The sequence below is a fragment of the Gynuella sunshinyii YC6258 genome, from assembly GCF_000940805.1.
Lineage (GTDB): Bacteria > Pseudomonadota > Gammaproteobacteria > Pseudomonadales > Natronospirillaceae > Gynuella > Gynuella sunshinyii.
In genome coordinates, this window is the sequence record NZ_CP007142.1 from 6,349,275 (window position 1) to 6,366,920 (window position 17,646).

Annotated in this window: 14 protein-coding genes; 4 read left to right on the forward strand and 10 right to left on the reverse strand. The window is 50.8% G+C overall.

Going from position 1 to position 17,646, the window contains the following annotated elements; translation table 11 throughout:
* Nucleotides 1–139: 139 nt before the first annotated feature.
* From YC6258_RS26305 to YC6258_RS26335, 7 genes are all read right to left on the reverse strand, one after another.
* Nucleotides 140–631 carry a DUF4234 domain-containing protein gene (locus YC6258_RS26305; RefSeq protein ID WP_044619504.1) on the reverse strand — a complete coding sequence of 164 codons (492 nt, stop codon included), beginning with the start codon at nucleotides 629–631 and terminating at the stop codon, nucleotides 140–142.
* A 466-nt stretch (nucleotides 632–1,097) separates the two neighbouring features.
* Nucleotides 1,098–1,931, reverse strand: coding sequence for an ABC transporter permease subunit (locus YC6258_RS26310; protein ID WP_044619505.1), 834 nt, complete (start codon nucleotides 1,929–1,931; stop codon nucleotides 1,098–1,100).
* Nucleotides 1,918–2,829 (reverse strand): ABC transporter permease subunit, encoded by a 912-nt coding sequence (locus YC6258_RS26315; protein WP_044619506.1) that lies wholly within the window; start codon nucleotides 2,827–2,829, stop codon nucleotides 1,918–1,920. Before YC6258_RS26315 ends, YC6258_RS26310 begins: the two co-directional genes overlap by 14 nt.
* Nucleotides 2,826–3,965 carry a polyamine ABC transporter ATP-binding protein gene (gene potA, locus YC6258_RS26320; RefSeq protein WP_044619507.1) on the reverse strand — a complete coding sequence of 380 codons (1,140 nt, stop codon included), beginning with the start codon at nucleotides 3,963–3,965 and terminating at the stop codon, nucleotides 2,826–2,828. Before potA ends, YC6258_RS26315 begins: the two co-directional genes overlap by 4 nt.
* A gap of 57 nt (nucleotides 3,966–4,022) precedes the next feature.
* Entirely contained in the window at nucleotides 4,023–5,120 is a 1,098-nt protein-coding gene (locus YC6258_RS26325; protein WP_044619508.1) for an extracellular solute-binding protein, read from the reverse strand.
* Between the two features lie 40 nt (nucleotides 5,121–5,160).
* Nucleotides 5,161–6,528, reverse strand: coding sequence for an aspartate aminotransferase family protein (locus YC6258_RS26330; protein WP_044619509.1), 1,368 nt, complete (start codon nucleotides 6,526–6,528; stop codon nucleotides 5,161–5,163).
* Between the two features lie 23 nt (nucleotides 6,529–6,551).
* Nucleotides 6,552–7,904, reverse strand: coding sequence for a glutamine synthetase family protein (locus YC6258_RS26335; RefSeq protein ID WP_044619510.1), 1,353 nt, complete (start codon nucleotides 7,902–7,904; stop codon nucleotides 6,552–6,554).
* Nucleotides 7,905–8,517: 613 nt separating this feature from the next.
* Here YC6258_RS26335 and YC6258_RS26340 point away from each other — a divergent pair.
* The 3 genes from YC6258_RS26340 (at nucleotide 8,518) to YC6258_RS26350 (ending at nucleotide 13,548) form a co-directional block, all read left to right on the forward strand.
* Nucleotides 8,518–9,879, forward strand: coding sequence for a glutamine synthetase family protein (locus tag YC6258_RS26340; protein ID WP_044619511.1), 1,362 nt, complete (start codon nucleotides 8,518–8,520; stop codon nucleotides 9,877–9,879).
* A gap of 386 nt (nucleotides 9,880–10,265) precedes the next feature.
* Nucleotides 10,266–11,477: an ammonium transporter gene (locus YC6258_RS26345; RefSeq protein ID WP_044620451.1), complete on the forward strand. Its 1,212-nt coding sequence runs from the start codon at nucleotides 10,266–10,268 to the stop codon at nucleotides 11,475–11,477.
* A gap of 652 nt (nucleotides 11,478–12,129) precedes the next feature.
* Entirely contained in the window at nucleotides 12,130–13,548 is a 1,419-nt protein-coding gene (locus YC6258_RS26350; protein WP_052830604.1) for a BspA family leucine-rich repeat surface protein, read from the forward strand.
* Between the two features lie 84 nt (nucleotides 13,549–13,632).
* Here the strand turns inward: YC6258_RS26350 and YC6258_RS26355 are convergent, their stop codons facing one another.
* From YC6258_RS26355 to YC6258_RS26365, 3 genes are all read right to left on the reverse strand, one after another.
* The gene (locus tag YC6258_RS26355) at nucleotides 13,633–14,142 is read right to left on the reverse strand and encodes a GNAT family N-acetyltransferase (protein ID WP_044619512.1); all 510 of its coding nucleotides are present in this window, start codon (nucleotides 14,140–14,142) and stop codon (nucleotides 13,633–13,635) included.
* A 68-nt stretch (nucleotides 14,143–14,210) separates the two neighbouring features.
* Complete coding sequence (locus YC6258_RS26360; protein ID WP_044619513.1) at nucleotides 14,211–14,501, reverse strand: hypothetical protein; 291 nt, start codon at nucleotides 14,499–14,501, stop codon at nucleotides 14,211–14,213.
* A 1-nt stretch (nucleotide 14,502) separates the two neighbouring features.
* Nucleotides 14,503–15,789, reverse strand: a complete 1,287-nt coding sequence (locus YC6258_RS26365) for an NAD(P)/FAD-dependent oxidoreductase (protein ID WP_044619514.1) — start codon at nucleotides 15,787–15,789, stop codon at nucleotides 14,503–14,505.
* Nucleotides 15,790–16,092: 303 nt separating this feature from the next.
* Here YC6258_RS26365 and YC6258_RS26370 point away from each other — a divergent pair, with 303 nt between their 5' ends.
* A complete protein-coding gene (locus YC6258_RS26370; RefSeq protein WP_044619515.1) occupies nucleotides 16,093–17,595 on the forward strand; it encodes an aldehyde dehydrogenase in 1,503 nt (500 codons plus the stop codon).
* Nucleotides 17,596–17,646: the final 51 nt, after the last annotated feature.

Genomic DNA, 17,646 nt, shown 5'->3' on the forward strand with positions numbered 1-17,646 from the left:
AACATTGACATGAAACACCTGACAGCATTATCGAACACCGTCAGGCAATCATTCATAAACCTTGAAGTCAGTCCGGTGCGATGGTCCTGCAAGTCACTACCCACGGATGAAAAGGGTTCAATGGGTAACGTGATCAGAATTACCGGTCGTGATTTTCCTGTCTGTCAAAGAACTGGTTGATCTTGTATTGCAGATAAAGCATCTGGAAAAAATAAGTCAGAACACCATTGGCGTGAAAATCTGACTGCCCCTGGTTGCGGGCGATTCGGGTAATTTCAGCTCTTAAACCAAACAACCAGATCAGTGTGAAAACAATATAAGAAGCAACAGCAAACAGCTTCATTGCTGCTGCGAACTGGTGCCCCACCAAATATTGACCGAGGATGGGCGACAAGAGATAGACCCCGCCTGAAACCAGCGCGATTCGAATCACTGAACTGGAAATACCCTGACTGGTGATAGAGTTCAGTATCTGGGTACGAGTGTACATCCAATAAATGGGGTAAACGCCCAATGTCACGATGGTTAAAAAAACCATCCTCCAGACACTGACACGTTTGAAGGCGTTAAGATCTTCAATGAAGTCTGGGATGTTGACGCTGGATGAGGGGGTTTTGTATATGTCAGTCATAAATCAGTCCTTTAAATGAAATCTCCAAAAATCTGTTTCTCAGAAAAACACTCACAAGAAACATTGTATAGATGTGTTAAATATAGATGCCTTTTTGCCGATCAGGCAACGAAAAACATCAACATCCAAACAGACTGGCCTGGTATGATTCAGCGAAATTGTGATGATGTTCACAATTGGTTATCGCAACAACAATCAACCTGAAAAGCCGGAGGCAATTCTATAACAACAAAACTGCCATTGGCTACGGCTACACAACAATTAAGCAACCTCTGAAAAACAACCATGGTATTGGAAAACACCGTTCGCAAAACCGAAATTTACAGCAGTCAATGAGGATTTGAGAGGGTGCCACCTGCGGGCGAAGCTGACAACGTCCTGAGCGAAAACAGGAAATTTCGCAGAGCCCCCCCCTAACACTGATATGAAATACCTGACAGCATTATCAACCACTGTCAGGCCGTCATTAATGCACACTCATTTCAGCGCGGCGGCGTTGATCGATCCTGCGGGTTACGTACCAGCTCACCAGGGCAGTCAATGAGACCAGACCGATAATAATGGTCGCTAATGCATTGATCTTGGGAGTCACGCCACGGCGGACGGATGAAAATACTTCAATGGGCAGTGTGGTGGCACCTGGACCGGTAACGAAACTGGCAATGACCACATCGTCCAGCGAGAGGGTAAAAGACAGCAGCCACGCCGACATAATTGCAGGAGCGATGATCGGCAGGGTAATCAATATAAACGCCCGGATCGGGGTGGCACCGAGATCAAGCGCAGCTTCTTCGAGACTGCGGTCCATTTCCCGCAAACGTGAACTGATGACGACCGTTGAATAGGCCAGGCAAAATGTACTATGGGCAATCCAGACAGTGACCAAACCACGGTTCTGAGGCCAGCCAACGATCTGCCCCATGGCAACAAACAGCAACAACAACGATAAACCGATGATCACATCCGGCATCACCAGTGGCGCGGTAATCATACCGGAAAACAATACCCGGCTGCGGAAACGGCGAATCCGAACCATCACCACGGAGGCGAACAAGGCCATAAACACGGCTGCTGTAGACGAATAAAACGCTACCTCAAGTGAGCGCAGCACGGCACTCATCAACTGCCGGTCGCGAAACAACTCCCCATACCATTTGATGGACCACCCACTCCAGACAGTCACCAGCCGGGATTCGTTGAAGGAATACACCACCAGCACCACCATCGGCAGATACAAGAATGCAATGCCGATCCAGAACATGATATTTACAAAGGTAAAACGCCGCTCAACTGAACTCATCAGCGCTCTCCTTATTCTGATAACGATGAAACAGCGCTATCGGCGCCAACAAAATAAGCAACATGATAACCGCGAGTGCTGAAGCCACTGGCCAGTCACGGTTATTGAAAAACTCCTGCCATAAAATTCGTCCGATCATCAGGCTGTCGGCTCCCCCCAATAACTCTGGAATGACAAACTCACCCACCACTGGAATAAACACCAGCATCGATCCGGCCACTACACCGTTTTTTGACAATGGCAATGTGATACGCCAGAAACTGACCCAGGCTTTCGCCCCCAGATCGCTGGCCGCCTCCAGCAGAGTATGATCGTGCTTGACCAGGTTGGCATATAACGGCAGCACCATGAACGGCAGATAGGAGTACACGATGCCGATATACACGGCAAAGTTAGTGTTCATCATCTGCAGCGGTTCCTGGATGATGCCGGTCCACAGCAAAAAGTTATTGATCAGACCATTACTTTTCAGCAACCCCATCCACGCATACACCCGGATCAGAAACGAAGTCCAGCTCGGCAACAATACCAGCAACAGCCAGGTTGCCTGAGTCCGCGCCGGGGCACGGGCAATGGCATAGGCCATCGGATAGCCCAGCAACAGACAGAAAATGGTCGAAAAAAATGCCATTTTGATGGAATTCCAGTATGCAATCAGATACAGCTGATCACTGCCCAGCCAGACGAAGTTACTGAAGCTGATATGAATACTGAGCGTGTCTTCAACCCATTCAAACATCGAGGTATAAGGTGGAATGGCAACATCCGCTTCGGAAAAAGCAATCTTCAGCACAAAGATAAAGGGCAGCATGAAGAAAACCAGTAGCCAGAAATACGGCACACCAATAATCCACCATCGCCCTCCCGGAAGTAGCCGGGAAATATCGAAACGCTTCATGACCGCAGCACCACGCAGCTGTCTGAAGACCAATGGATATAAGCTTTGTCATCCCAGGTGGGACGTTCCGCCCAGCGATCAACATTGGCCAGAAAACACTGTACGATTTTGCCGCTGCCGAGTTTGACATAATAAACGGTATGCCCACCAAGATAGGCAATGTCGTGAATAACGCCTTCAGCCCAGTTGTACTCCTGTTCGGGCCGGGTGGTGGTCAGCAATGTTTTTTCCGGTCGCAATACCACCAGCATGGTCTTTTCATCAACACCGGTGGAAACACCATGATCAATGTAAACCGGCACATTGAGATCGTCACAATCCAGCGTCATACGGTCTTCAAAGTCTTCAACAATATTGCCTTCAAAAATATTGGCCGACCCTATGAACTCAGCCACCATACGACTGGTCGGTGACTCATAAATATTCATCGGTGTTCCCACCTGGGCAATGTAGCCCTCATCCATGATGGCAATGCGATCGGCCATGGTCATGGCCTCTTCCTGATCATGGGTCACCATGACACAGGTAACTCCGACGCTCTCAAGGATATCAACCACTTCGAGTTGCATCCGGGTGCGCAGTTTTTTATCCAGAGCCCCCATGGGTTCGTCCAACAGCAGCAGTTTGGGCTGTTTGGCCAGACTGCGGGCCAGGGCCACCCGTTGCCGTTGACCACCCGAGAGCTGATGGGGCTTGCGGCGGGCATACTTTTCCATGTGCACCAGCTTCAGCATTCGCTGTACCCGATCATGAATTTCGCCCTGCGGCAAACGTTCCTGTTTCAAGCCAAAAGCCAGATTCTGCTCCACACTCATATGAGGAAACAGCGCATAGGACTGGAACATCATATTGATGGTTCGTTCATAGGGTGGCAGATGGGTAATGTCCTTACCGGCCAGAATAATTCTGCCATCGGTCGGCGTCTCGAATCCGGCCAACATACGCAGCAGTGTCGATTTGCCTGAGCCTGATGCCCCCAGCAACGCAAATATCTCGCCCTTTTGAATCTCCAGATGGACATTATCGACAGCGAGAGTGTCATCGTAATACTTGCTGACACCCTGAATACTCAACAGAGTTTCAACATTTGAATTATTCGCCTTGGAATTTTTCCGGGCACCTGCGGCAATCGTCATTCGGACTCCTGTATGAAACCAGGGAGATCAGGTGACCTCCCACTGACACTTACTTGATTACTTACCGGTTCTGACTTTGGTCCAGGAACGGGTGCGGATACGGTCAATTTTTTGTGGCAGCACCTTGAAGGTAAACAGCTTGGTGCCTGCAACCGGGAAAATGCCGGGATCGGCCAGAACTTCAGGATCAATAAACTCACGCGCGGCAGTATTGGGGTTGCCATACATCACATAGTTGGTGATATCGGCAGAAACTTTGGGCTGGAGGATGTAGTTGATGAATTCATGAGCCTCTGCAACGTGCTGGGCATCTTTCGGAATCATCATCATGTCCGACCACAAAGCAGCGCCTTCCTTCGGAATGTAATAGCTGATTTCAACGCCGTTGCCGGCCTCTTCAGCACGGGCTTTAGCCTGAAAGATATCGCCTGACCAGCCAATGGCCACGCAGATATCGCCATTCGCCAGATCCGAAATATAACGGGAGCTGTGGAAGTAGGTCACGGAATCACGCAGGCTCATCAGCAGTTCGGTGGCTTTGTCGTAGTCCTTGGCATTCTCACTGCTTGGATTCAAACCCAGATATTGCAGTGCCGCCGGAAATAGCTCACTTTCGGCATCCAGAAATGCCACTCCGCAGCTGCTCAGTTTCTTCAGGTTTTCGGGCTTGAACACCATATCCCAGCTGCCGATCACCGCATCTGCCTGGTCGCCCAGTGCCGCTTTGACTTTGGCAACGTTGTAGCCAACCCCTGTGGTTCCCCATTCGTAAGGAACACCATACTCATTGCCCGGATCATAGTTCTGCAGTGTAGCCAGCAGTTCGGTATCCAGATTCTTCCAGTTAGTCAGCTTGGATTTATCCAGCTTTTGATAGGCACCCGCCTTTATCTGACGAGCCATAAAATCAGTGGTCGGTACCACAATATCGTAGCCGGTATTGCCAGAGAGCACCTTGGCTTCAACCACTTCATTGGAATCGAACACATCATAGACCACCTTGATACCGGTAGCGGCCTCAAAATTGGCGATGGTGTCTTCAGCAATATAGTCGGACCAGTTATAGACCCTTACCACCCGGTCTTCAGCCATGACATAACCGGTGACCAGCGTCGCCAGCGCAGTGGCAATCAGAGTTTTGCGGATGTCTTTCATAAATGTTTTCGTCTCCTAACAGATGGCTTTTGTTTTGTTCTTAACTTTCAGATTCCAGGGCGGCTTGAGTGGCATCCAATGCCTGTCCAGCCCTTTCCACCAGGATGTTGATTTCATCCCGGGTTATGGTCAACGGTGGAGATATCAACATGGTATCGCCAGTTGCCCGTAAAATAAGACCCTGTTTCAGCGCCAGGTCACGACACAAAGCACCAACACGGCCATTACCGTCATAGCGCCGGCGACTGTGTTTATCCGCCACCAGTTCTATCGCCGCCAGCATGCCGACTCCACGTATTTGCCCTACCAAAGGATGATCTGCCAATGTCTGCAATTGCATTTGCAAATAAGGGGCCGTTTGCGACCGAACCTGTTCGATGATCCGTTCCTCTTTTAAGATCCTCAGGTTTTCCAGCGCCACGGCAGCACATACCGGATGACCGGAATATGTGAACCCATGACTGAATTCCTCACCGGCCTGCTTGAGGGTCTCGGCAATATGATCAGCCACCATGACGCCACCGATGGGCAAATATCCGGAAGACAGGCCCTTGGCAATCGGCATCAGGTCAGCGTGGATATTGAAATAATCACAACCAAACCACTCTCCGGTACGGCCAAATCCGCAGATCACTTCGTCAGCCACCAGCAACACATCATACTTCTGAACAATTCTCTGGATTTCCGGCCAATACGTGGATGGCGGGATAATGATGCCTCCCGCTCCCTGGATGGGCTCAGCAATAAATGCCGCCACGTTGTCAGCGCCCAGTTCAAGAATCTTCTCTTCCAACGCCCGTGCCGCCAGCAGACCGAATTCATCCTGGCTCAGATCTCCGCCTTCGTCATACCAGTATGGCTGCCGGATATGCTCCACTCCCGGTACCGGCAACCCGCCCTGACGATGCATGGATTTCATGCCTCCCAAGCTGGCTCCGGCCACGGTAGAGCCGTGATAGCCGTTCTGCCGACCGATAATCACTTTCTTATCCGGATGACCTTTTAATGCCCAGAAATAACGAACCATCCGGAACACTGTGTCGTTGGCCTCACTGCCGGAATTAGTGAAAAAAACATGGTTGATGTGAGCTGGTGCAAGTTCTGCCAGAGTCTGTGCCAGCCGGGCAGCCGGCACATTGGAGGATTTGAAAAACAGGTTGTAATAGGGCAGTTCGTTCATCTGCCGGGCAGCCGCCTCGGCCAGCTCCGGACGCCCATAGCCGAGATTCACACACCACAGCCCGGCAAATGCATCAAGGTATTGCCGGCCTTCAGCATCCCAGATATAGACACCCTCGGCGCGGGTCACCATTCTGGCACCTTCGCGAGCCAAAGCACCATTATCGACAAATGGGTGCAGATGATGGGCGGCATCCATTGCCTGCCAGATGGTGCTCTGTTCAACCATGTTTTTCACCTTTTTAACAGCTGTCAGACGGTGGTCAGCAAATATTCCCGCTCCCAGGAACTGATCACTCTTTTAAATCCCTCATTTTCGGCCCAACGGGTGGCGATAAAGCCATCCACGAAGTTGGCACCGAGTACATCACGGATCTCTTCAGCCTCCGACATGGCAAACAATGCCGCTTCGAGGTTGAACGGAAGATCCGGATCCGCCTCATCGCCTAGCCGGCCGGACACAGGGGGTCTTGGTTTGAGATCTCTGATCATACCGATATAGCCGGCAGCCAGGTTGGCGGCCATGGTGAGATAGGGGTTGGTATCGGCGCCAGCCAGTCGGTTTTCCACCCGTCTTGCCTGTGGTGATGAATTTGGAACCCGTAATCCAACGGTCCGATTTTCCTCACCCCATTCAATGTTGACCGGAGCATTACCGTCTGCTCCTGGCAAATAGCGGCGATAGCTGTTCACGTTCGGTGCAAACATCGGCATGATCTGCGGAATCACTGCCTGCAAACCACCAATGTAATTTAAAAACAACGACGATGCGGTGCCATCGGGCTGGGAAAACAGGTTTTTCCCGGTTTTGATATCCACCAGTGACTGGTGAATGTGCATCGAACTGCCCGGCTCTCCGGTAATCGGCTTGGCCATGAATGTGGCGCCAATGTTGTGTTTCAGTGCCGCCTCGCGAACAGTACGTTTGAACATGAATACCTGATCAGCCAGCTTAAGCGCATCACCATGACGGAAATTGAATTCCATCTGGGCCGTTCCTTCTTCGTGGATCAAGGTGTCGATATCCAGTTCCTGCGCTTCGCACCAGTCGTATATATCTTCAATAATCGGGTCATATTCGTTGGCAGCGTCAATACTGAATGACTGACGTCCGCTTTCCTGCCGACCGGAACGACCGATAGGCGGCTCCAGAGGTAAATCAGGATCAGTGCAGCGCTTGGTCAGATAAAATTCCACTTCAGGTGCAACAATGGGTTTCCAGCCCCGCACGGAGTAGAGCTCCAACACCCGTTTCAATACCGCCCGCGGCGACAGCGAGATCATGTTACCCACCACGTCGTAACAATCGTGAATGACCACCGCTGTGGGTTCCAGTGCCCACGGCACCATAAACACCGCATCTTCATCAGGGCGCAGATGCATATCGATGTCCTTCGGATCCAACAGGCTGTAATACGCCTCATCATCCGGATAATCCCCGGTTGCCGTCTGTAACAGGACGCTTTCCGGCAACCGGATTCCGCGCTCAGCGAGGAATTTATTCGTGGGCATGATCTTGCCCCGCGCGATACCGGTCTGATCTGGCGTAATACACTCCACTTCAGTGATTTGACGATCTTTAAGCCACTTGCTTAACTTTTCCATGGTTATTCATAGAGAGCTATCACATGAGCCATGCTACGACGGTTCATGCTCGCTTCAATGCCTCAATAATGTTTTGTTTTGTCCGGGATCTGTCACTCGACAGCACAACGACGTGGCAACCGCCAACATCGAAATCCCCCTGGAACACCGATTGATATTCCAGTCTTCGGACGGCCCCCGGACAATAACCGCCCCAAATCCATCATTACGGTGATATTCACAAAGCCTGCCAGTTCAATTGAACTGGCAACCCGTAAAATCCCGGACCCATCACAGTTTCTGGTCCACATATGAACAATGCACTACTAAAGAACACATGAAAATAAAATGCAACCGGACTGATCTGTGAGATGCTTATCCTACAATCGCCAGAAATGGATCTCATGGACAGAGAATGGCTGATCGTGGAAATCTCGCACATTGGCACAGCACCTTGAGGAACACAATATGGCACCGCCCGGGATCAGGTATTTTTTTTCATCCGTCCCTGATACATTCGCTGTACACCTTCACAAGTATCGTAAAATCACTGAGAATCAAATCTCCGGCTGAGGAAAACAAGGGTGATTTAGAGCCCGGACAGCCAAAAAATGGGTTTAATGAGTAAACATAAATGTCCAACGATGAAGTTTCGGCTTTCCTTACAGAGTATCCCGATGTACAGACTATAGAACTTCTGATCACCGACCTGAACGGCGTCGTCAGGGGCAAACGAATCGAACGCGAGTTACTGGAAAAAGTCTTCGCTCAAGGATTTTATCTCCCCGGTTCAGTCATGGCCCTTGACGCTACCGGTACCACCGTTGAAGAGACCGGACTGGGGGTTGAAGCCGGTGATCAGGACCGTGTATGTTTCCCGATTCCCGGCACCCTGGCCATTGTTCCCTGGCAGGGTAATGACCGCGCCCAGGCACTGGTCAGTATGTTTGACGCAGACGGAGAGGTTCCTTTTCTGGCTGATCCCCGCCAGGTACTGGCCCGGGTGGTGGAGAAATTCAGCACTCTTGATTACACCCCCTGTGTGGCCGTCGAACTGGAATTCTACCTGGTGGACCGAGAGCGTGATGCAAACGGTCAATTACAGCCTCCCATCTCCCCGGTCAGCGGCCGGCGCATGAACTCCAAACAGGTCTATTCCATGGACGACCTGGATGACTATGACTTTTTTATCCGCGAGGTTCTGGACACCGCCCACGCCCAGAATATTCCGGCTGACGCTGTGGTGGCGGAATATGCGCCAGGCCAATTTGAAGTCAATCTGCCACACGTGACCGATCCGCTGGAAGCCGCTGATCATGCCGTGTTACTGCGCAGGGTTATCCGCCAGGTGGCACGCCGGCACGATATGGAAGCCACATTTATGGCCAAACCCTATATCGATGAATCAGGCAGCGGCACCCATGTCCATGTCAGTCTACTTAATGACGCAGGCGACAACATTTTTGCTGCCGAAGACCCATTGCAGCATCCACCACTACGCTATGCAGTCGGTGGCTTATTGCAGATGGCCGATTCAGTTCAGGCGTTGCTATGCCCCAACATCAACAGTTACCGCAGGCTTGCACCTGGAGGATATGCGCCAACCAGTCATACCTGGGGTTACGACAATCGCACCGCCGCGATCCGAATTCCATCTGGCGAGATTGAGGCCACCCGCATCGAGCATCGTATGAGCGGGGCTGATACCAACCCTTATCTGGCGGTTGCAGTAGTGCTGGCCGGGATTGGTGAAGGTTTGATGAAACAGGTTGAACCGCCTGAACCGGTTACGAACAATGCTTATGATCAGGACCATCCTCAGCTGGCAGACAATCCGCGGGATGCATTGCGGGCCATGGAAGCCAACGAACAGATCAGCGAATGGTTCGGAGAAGAGTTTTTAAGAATTTACAGCATCTGCAAGTGGTCTGAAGTCAGTCTGTTTGAACGGCAGGTCACTGAACTCGAATACAGTTTGTTATTGCCCTACCTTTAATTTATTTTTTGCACCAAAACAACTCACAAAAAGCTCTTATCGTTTTGTTTTGGTGCCAAAAACCTTCCCTTAACCATGAACAGCTAATATTTTCAGGTTTATGGTAATTTTCCCTGCAAACATGCCCGATCATCAGGCACAGACATACAAAATGCACTCAAAAAATACAGGACAGGATAATTCCTTCGCCGGCATGGTACGAATCCTGCTCGTGCGACGCCCTGATTTGTCATTAAAGACCCATATCAAACCTTCAGCGCCGATGCAGGCACTTGAGCCGGGCATTTTCTGATCATTTTGATGAACCAAAATGACTCATCAACAAACGATCATGGCGCTGCATCTCATTGACACTGGTAAGAGGACATTTTGTGGATAGCACAGCAATTAATAATATCAGCGCTGCCATCACCACCCTGAGCCAGAGTACCGATACTCTGTTTCTGTTACTCGGCGCGGCAATGGTGCTGGCCATGCATGCGGGATTCGCCTTTCTGGAAGTCGGCACCGTGCGCCATAAAAACCAGGTCAATGCGCTGGTCAAAATTATCACCGATTTTGGTGTTTCCACCGTAGCCTACTTTTTTATCGGTTATCAGATTGCTTATGGCGAGAACTTTTTTGTGCCAGCGGCGGAACTGGCTCAGAACCATGGTTATCATCTGGTGAAGTTTTTCTTTCTGCTCACGTTTGCTGCCGCAATTCCTGCCATCGTCTCTGGGGGGATCGCCGAACGTGCTCGCTTCTACCCGATGTTGATCGCCTCGGCGTTGATCGTGGCACTGGTATATCCATTGTTTGAAGGCATCGTCTGGAACAATAATTTCGGCTTTCAGCAATGGCTGATCAAGCACTATGGCTTTGCGTTTCATGACTTTGCCGGATCAGTCGTCGTTCATGCTGTTGGTGGCTGGATTGCCTTTGGTGCCATCGTCCTGCTGGGCACCCGTAAAGGTCGTTACCGTGATGGCCGGGTGGTGGCGTTTGCTCCTTCAAATATTCCTTTTCTGGCCCTGGGTGCTTGGGTATTGGCGGTCGGCTGGTTTGGTTTCAATGTCATGTCGGCGCAAACCGTTACCGGTATTTCCGGACTGGTGGCCGTCAACAGTCTGATGGCTATGGTTGGAGGCACACTCACCGCCATGGTGATCGGCCGTAAGGATCCGGGATTCATTCACAACGGCCCCCTGGCTGGTCTGGTGGCGGTGTGCGCCGGGTCCGATCTGATGCATCCGATTGCAGCGCTGCTGGTGGGAGGAATGGCCGGCATTTTGTTCGTACTGGTGTTTACCATGGCACAAAACCGCTTCCCGAAATTTGACGATGTTCTGGGTGTCTGGCCGTTGCACGGTCTTTGCGGTGCCTGGGGTGGCCTGGCTGCCGGCGTATTCGGTCAGCAGGCATTCGGCGGTCTGGGTGGTGTCAGTTTTATTGCCCAGTTGCTGGGAACCCTGGCCGGCATTGCCATTGCCTTGCTTGGGGGCTTTATCATTTATGGTACGGTTAAAGCTTTCATAGGGCTAAGGCTGAGCGAAGAAGAAGAGTTCAATGGTGCGGATTTGTCCATTCACTATATCAGTGCAAATCCGGAAGAATAATCATATAACGGTCCAGGGATGGACCGTCAGCATTAGGGAACCTTCGGAAAATGGACTATTTTCGCGCAGGACGTTGTCAGCTCCAGTCTCACATCCTTATTTACGTCAGTAAACTGCGGGGTTGCGAGTGGTGCTTCCTCGCCTGCATCAAAACTATTCCTATTTTTCAGAGGCCCCTTAGGTATCCAATCAATAACCGCGTCTCCCGCAATCACAATCACCACACGTCAACAGGTTACCCAACTATCATATCTTCAACACGCACATCAGGTCTTAGGTGTAGTCTCGATAAATAATTGTCCAGGTAAGCATTTATGCCGGATCGCCTTGACTACACAAACACATGCCGCCTGGATTTAAAACCGTCTTATTGGTCACAGTAAAAACTTGATGCATGTCTCTTTTGTCTGCGACACCCCATAATAAAGTTTTGAACACCCTCGCAAATTTCACCAATAAACCCCAAAAAGCAGTTTCATATATTGGGCGCATTCACTTATGAGTCTACTATTGCCCTATCGATTCTCTGAAACCCGTTGCAGGTTATTAAAGTAACCATATTAATGAAACAAAAGGTTCATTTATGTCTGCCTGGCATACGGTGTTTTAAACCAACAATCACATTGACGGAATAAGAAGGAGGCGCACCCTGATGATAAGGACAAAATCCACTTATCTACCGCTGTTATTTGCTGTTTCATCCACATTGCTGGTTGCATGTAATGTTCAGTACAGTCAAAGCAGTGACAACACCAATGGAAATGGCAACAACAGTCAGAATGACAGTCAGAATAATAACGACAACAATAGCGGTCAGGACGATAACCAAAATGGTCCGGACACATCCTCGCCTTCACCATTGATTACCACCTGGAAAGTGGATGATGCCAATGGGCAGGTCACCATTTACACCAAAGGTACCGGTTATCACTACACCGTAGATTGGGGTGATGGCCAACAAGATAGTGGGATAACCGGTAACGCCAGTCACAGTTATGCAAATGCCGGTACTTATAGTGTTGAAATCAGTGGTGACTTTCCACACCCATATTTCTGTGACCTGTCTGCCAATAAAGCTCAATTGCGCAGTGTCGAACAATGGGGAAATCAACAATGGAAAAGCATGAACAGCGCATTTGAAGACTGCAGCAACGTTGTCATCAATGCTTCGGATACACCCAATCTGGCACAAGTGAAAGATATGAGCCGGATGTTTTATCATGCCGAGTCTTTCAATCAGAATATTAATGACTGGAATGTCAGCTCTGTCACCAATATGAACAATCTGTTTGCCGGTACCAACGCATTTAATCAGGATCTTAGCAATTGGGATGTCAGTGCGGTTACCAGCATGAACGGCATGTTTTCTGGTGCCAAAGCATTCAATCAAGAACTGAATAACTGGGATGTCAGTGCGGTGACGGACATGAAAGGAATGTTCTCCGGTGCCAGCAGTTTCAATCGCCCTCTCAACAACTGGAATGTAAGCGCGGTTACCAGCATGGAAGGCATGTTTGCCGGGGCCCGGTCATTTAATAAGGATATCAGTACCTGGGATGTTGCAAAGGTCACAAATATGGGTGCCATGTTTGCCGGGGCCAGCTCGTTTAACCAGGACCTGACCAACTGGAATGTCAGCTCGGTCACCAATATGAACGCCATGTTTGCCGGTGCTGCGATGTTCAACCAGAAATTGAACTGGACTGTAGCAGCGGTCACCAACATGAGCAGTATGTTTGCCGCTGCCGGAGCGTTTAATCAGGACCTCAATGAATGGGATGTCAGCGCGGTGACAACCATGAGCAGCATGTTTGCCGGTGCCTATGCCTTTAATCAGACGCTGAAAAAATGGGATGTTGGTGCAGTGGAAAAAATGGATGACATGTTTGGCGGTGTCTCCTTATCAACCGCCAACTATGATGCTCTGCTATCCGGATGGAGTGCACGTTCACTGCAGTCAGATGTTATCTTCAGTGCGGGAAACAGCAAATACTCCAGCAATGCCCAAAGCGCTCATGATGTTCTGACCGACTCGTACAACTGGAAAATGACAGATGGCGGAATGAACTGACAGCACGGCAATATTCCACCTGAAAACGGAACATTGCCAGCATATGGCAACCTTCAGATCAGAGCTGAAGGTTGCCACGATGCATCACATACAAACGTCCTGCCTCCTGCTCCCTTTATTTCCTCTCATCACATAACATACAAATGCCTGGCGGGGATAACGGCACAAACTACTCTCGTGCTCAACAACCTGAAACCCAAGCCCCTGATATAACAGGGTTGCATGGTAATTGGCGTCCGCAACAATAACCTGTTGCCCGGCAAACTGACTCACCCACTCCGCCATATGAAACAGTAAATTTTTGGCCAAACCACGATTTCGATACTCCGGCATTACCCATACATGCTGATAGCGGGCCAGACCGTTCAGATGATATACCCCGGCGTAGGCCAGTAATCGTGAGCCGGCAAATACCCCGAACTGACAGCCATACTGCTGCTGTTGCAGCAACTGATACTCAAACATGCGTTGTTGCAGATACGAATGATGGCTGCCATCAGGCTCCTGCTCCAGCAGTGACTTCAGTTGTTCGTCATACCACTGCTGCCAGTCTCCAGGCTCAGTGAACGCTCTGATCACATAGCTTGAATCCATCGCAGCTGACGCTGCAGGGCTTGTATGCCGGCACTGAGCACATGGTTCTGTTCATACAGAAAACCATTTTATTGAAACGAGCGGACCTGGTCCGCATCTGTGTCATTATTCGGTACCCAGATAAACGTCTGGAGGCGGACTTCTGGCATTGTAGCAAAACACTCACAAAACAATGTCTGCCACTCGGCCATGGTTTTCGACGCCAGCGGAACTTTCAAGGCCAAAGTATTGCCAAAATAAAAACAGGGGTTCGCCGGTGTCCGGGTAATCAGATACTCATCGGTTTCCTGCTGCTCACATTGCAAATGGTGCACCACGTAATCACTGCGCACTCCCAACCCAATCTGCCTGCTGACCATTTCAGATACCGAGTTTGTCCCTAAGACCATAATAAACAGCACCGATTGCCGTGTAAGGTGCACGGAACAGGCGCCCTCCGGGGAAAGGGAAATGTTTCAGGCTGGCGAAGGCATCAAATCGTTCTGCCTGGCCTTTAATCGCTTCAGCAATCAGTTTGCCGGCCAGATGCGTGGTCGTGACACCATGGCCGCTATAGCCCTGAGCATAATAGATATTGTTGCCAATACGACCAAACTGAGGCAGCCGGCTGAGGGTCAGCAGAAAATCCCCGCCCCAGGCATATTCGATTTTGACACCGCGCAGCTGAGGGAAGGTGGTTTCCAGTTTTTTGCGGATAAAACGCTCTATGGAGACAGGGTCTCCGCCACCATAGGTAACCCCGCCGCCGTATAAAAGCCGGAAATCTTCCGTAATACGGTAATAGTCCAGCTTATAATTGCAGTCTTCGATGCAATAAAGTTCTGGAATCAGACTGCGGGCGCGCTCTTCCCCCAACACTTCAGTGGCTACCACCTGAGTGCCACAGGGCATGGTTTTGGCCGCCAGTTCCGGAATCAGATTGCCCAGATAAGCATTACCGGCCACCATGACGTATTGACTGCGCACCAGCCCGCCGTCGGCCGTTTTTACCACCACTTTATTGCCCCGTTCAACGGCCACCACTCTGGAATCTTCATAGATCTGACCACCCAGTTCCTCCAGCGCAGCCGCTTCGCCGAGGGCCAGATTCAATGGATGAATATGGCCGCCGCTCATATCCAGCAGACCACCGCAGTAAACATCTGTATTCACTACATCGCGGATATCGGTCTGCCCCAGCAACGTCAGTTGCTCATGCCCGTAACGTTCCCACAGTTTTTTCTGCTCGGTCAGTTCATGCATCTGACGAGCGTTGAAAGCCGCAAATACGCCGCCCTGACGGTAACCGCAGTCAATATCATACTGTTGAATACGCTGGCGGATAATTTCTCCACCTTCGAAGGCCATACTGCCAAGCACCCCGGCTAATTCTCTGCCGTAAGAGCGTTCAATCACATCAATATCACGACTGTAACTGTTTACCAGCTGTCCGCCATTGCGACCACTGGCGCCAAAACCGATTCTGGCAGCTTCGAGCAGTACGACATTAAAGCCCGCCTCAGCCAGATGCAAAGCACTGGATAAGCCAGTAAAACCACCTCCGATGACACAAACATCGGTATCCACCGGCCCTGCCAGACACGGGCGATCCGGACTATCGTGAGCAGAGGCGGCATAGTAAGAACGGGTATGGGAAATTCGGCTCATTAAAGCTATTCCTGTTATCCAATTATGATGAAGAGCCTAGCGGAAGCCATGCAAAATTAGAATAACCGCGACGAAGACAAATACCACAATACTTGCCTGCCGGTAGAAATCCGATATACCGTATGCCGAGATAAGCAGCTTTGCAGAATAGGGGTTGAGTAATCCACTCCGGCAACTCTTCACCCGAATATTTCTGACTGATACAAATGATTCTGACGAGCCGGCAATCCGCCCGCTCAGTCCAAACAAGGCGGTTTTGCCTTTGCAGACATCAACCCTACTAACCAGACAGAACTGAATACTATGACTGAGCTACACGACCTGAACTATTGGCAAACCAAGGCCGATGGCCTGAGTTTCGAAAACCGCGCATTTATTGATGGTGAATATACCGCTTCCGCATCCGGGGCAACGTTTGAGTGCATCAGCCCGATCGATGGAAAAGTACTGACCAACGTCGCAGCCTGCGATGCCGTCGACGTGTTGCACGCAGTGACCGCTGCGAGAACAGCTTTCAGCAGCGGAGTCTGGTCACAGATGGCACCTTCAGCGAGAAAAAAGATTCTGCTGAGGTTTGCCAGCCTCATTGACGCTCATCGCGAAGAGCTGGCTCTGCTGGAAACTCTGGACATGGGCAAACCCATTGCTGATGCCCTTGAAGTGGATATCCCTGCCACCGTGCGGGCCATCAGCTGGAGTGCCGAAGCCATTGACAAACTGTACGATGAGATTGCCCCCACCGGGATGGACGAGCTGGGTCTGGTGACCCGTGATCCCGTCGGTGTGGTCGCTGCCATCGTACCCTGGAACTTTCCCATGATCATGGCCAGCTGGAAAATCGGCCCGGCTCTGGCAATGGGGAACTCCATTATTCTCAAACCTTCGGAAAAGTCTTCGTTAACGGCCATTCGTTTGGCCGGGCTGGCCCGGGAGGCTGGCATTCCAGCCGGGGTGTTCAATGTCCTGCCGGGTTTTGGACATACGGTTGGCAAGGCACTGGCGGTACATATGGACATCGATACGCTGGTATTCACCGGTTCCACCCAGGTTGCCAAGCAGTTAATGGTCGATGCCGGGCAATCGAATATGAAACGAATCTGGACCGAAGCCGGCGGCAAATCTCCCAACATAGTATTCGCCGATGCTCCGGATCTGGATGAGGCTGCAGTGGCCGCCGCAGCGGCGATCTGTTTTAACATGGGCGAAATGTGTACGGCCGGGTCGCGTCTGCTGGTCGAGGAATCTATTGCCGAAGACTTTATAGCCCGGGTTCGCAAAGCCTTTCAAAACTGGCGTCCCGGACACCCCCTTGATCCGGCCACCAATATCGGCGCTATCGTTGATGAAGTGCAGTTAAACAGGGTGTTAAGTTACATCGACAAAGGTCAGGCAGAAGGTGCCCGTCTAAGCCTGGGCGGCCAGCGCAGCCAGATTGTTTCCGGTGGGTTTTATGTTGAACCGACGCTGTTTGAGCAGGTCGACAATCAGATGACCATTGCCCAGGAAGAAATCTTCGGACCGGTACTGAGTGTCGTCACCTTTTGTGATGAAGCCGAAGCCGTACAGTTGGCCAATGATTCCATTTACGGTCTCGCAGCGGCCCTCTGGACCAGCAACCTCAGTCGTGCCCATCGGGTGGCCAGGGCTCTGCGGGCAGGTTCTATCTGGATCAATCAGTATGACGGCGGAGATATGACGGCCCCGTTTGGTGGTTATAAACAGTCTGGCAACGGTCGAGACAAATCACTGCATGCCTTCGACAAATACTGTGAAATCAAAGCCACCTGGATAAAACTGACATCCTGAACGGAAATCAGGGGTAATCCACAGATTATTTGACCTCGGACATAGCCACCA

Bases quoted from the DNA above. Each gene is read 5' to 3' on its own strand.
- YC6258_RS26305 (WP_044619504.1), bottom strand. From the start codon at position 631: ATGACTGACATATACAAAACCCCCTCATCCAGCGTCAACATCCCAGAC.
- YC6258_RS26310 (WP_044619505.1), bottom strand. From the start codon at position 1,931: ATGAGTTCAGTTGAGCGGCGTTTTACCTTTGTAAATATCATGTTCTGG.
- YC6258_RS26315 (WP_044619506.1), bottom strand. From the start codon at position 2,829: ATGAAGCGTTTCGATATTTCCCGGCTACTTCCGGGAGGGCGATGGTGG.
- potA (WP_044619507.1), bottom strand. From the start codon at position 3,965: ATGACGATTGCCGCAGGTGCCCGGAAAAATTCCAAGGCGAATAATTCA.
- YC6258_RS26325 (WP_044619508.1), bottom strand. From the start codon at position 5,120: ATGAAAGACATCCGCAAAACTCTGATTGCCACTGCGCTGGCGACGCTG.
- YC6258_RS26330 (WP_044619509.1), bottom strand. From the start codon at position 6,528: ATGGTTGAACAGAGCACCATCTGGCAGGCAATGGATGCCGCCCATCAT.
- YC6258_RS26335 (WP_044619510.1), bottom strand. From the start codon at position 7,904: ATGGAAAAGTTAAGCAAGTGGCTTAAAGATCGTCAAATCACTGAAGTG.
- YC6258_RS26340 (WP_044619511.1), top strand. From the start codon at position 8,518: ATGTCCAACGATGAAGTTTCGGCTTTCCTTACAGAGTATCCCGATGTA.
- YC6258_RS26350 (WP_052830604.1), top strand. From the start codon at position 12,130: ATGATAAGGACAAAATCCACTTATCTACCGCTGTTATTTGCTGTTTCA.
- YC6258_RS26355 (WP_044619512.1), bottom strand. From the start codon at position 14,142: ATGGATTCAAGCTATGTGATCAGAGCGTTCACTGAGCCTGGAGACTGG.
- YC6258_RS26360 (WP_044619513.1), bottom strand. From the start codon at position 14,501: ATGGTCAGCAGGCAGATTGGGTTGGGAGTGCGCAGTGATTACGTGGTG.
- YC6258_RS26365 (WP_044619514.1), bottom strand. From the start codon at position 15,789: ATGAGCCGAATTTCCCATACCCGTTCTTACTATGCCGCCTCTGCTCAC.
- YC6258_RS26370 (WP_044619515.1), top strand. From the start codon at position 16,093: ATGACTGAGCTACACGACCTGAACTATTGGCAAACCAAGGCCGATGGC.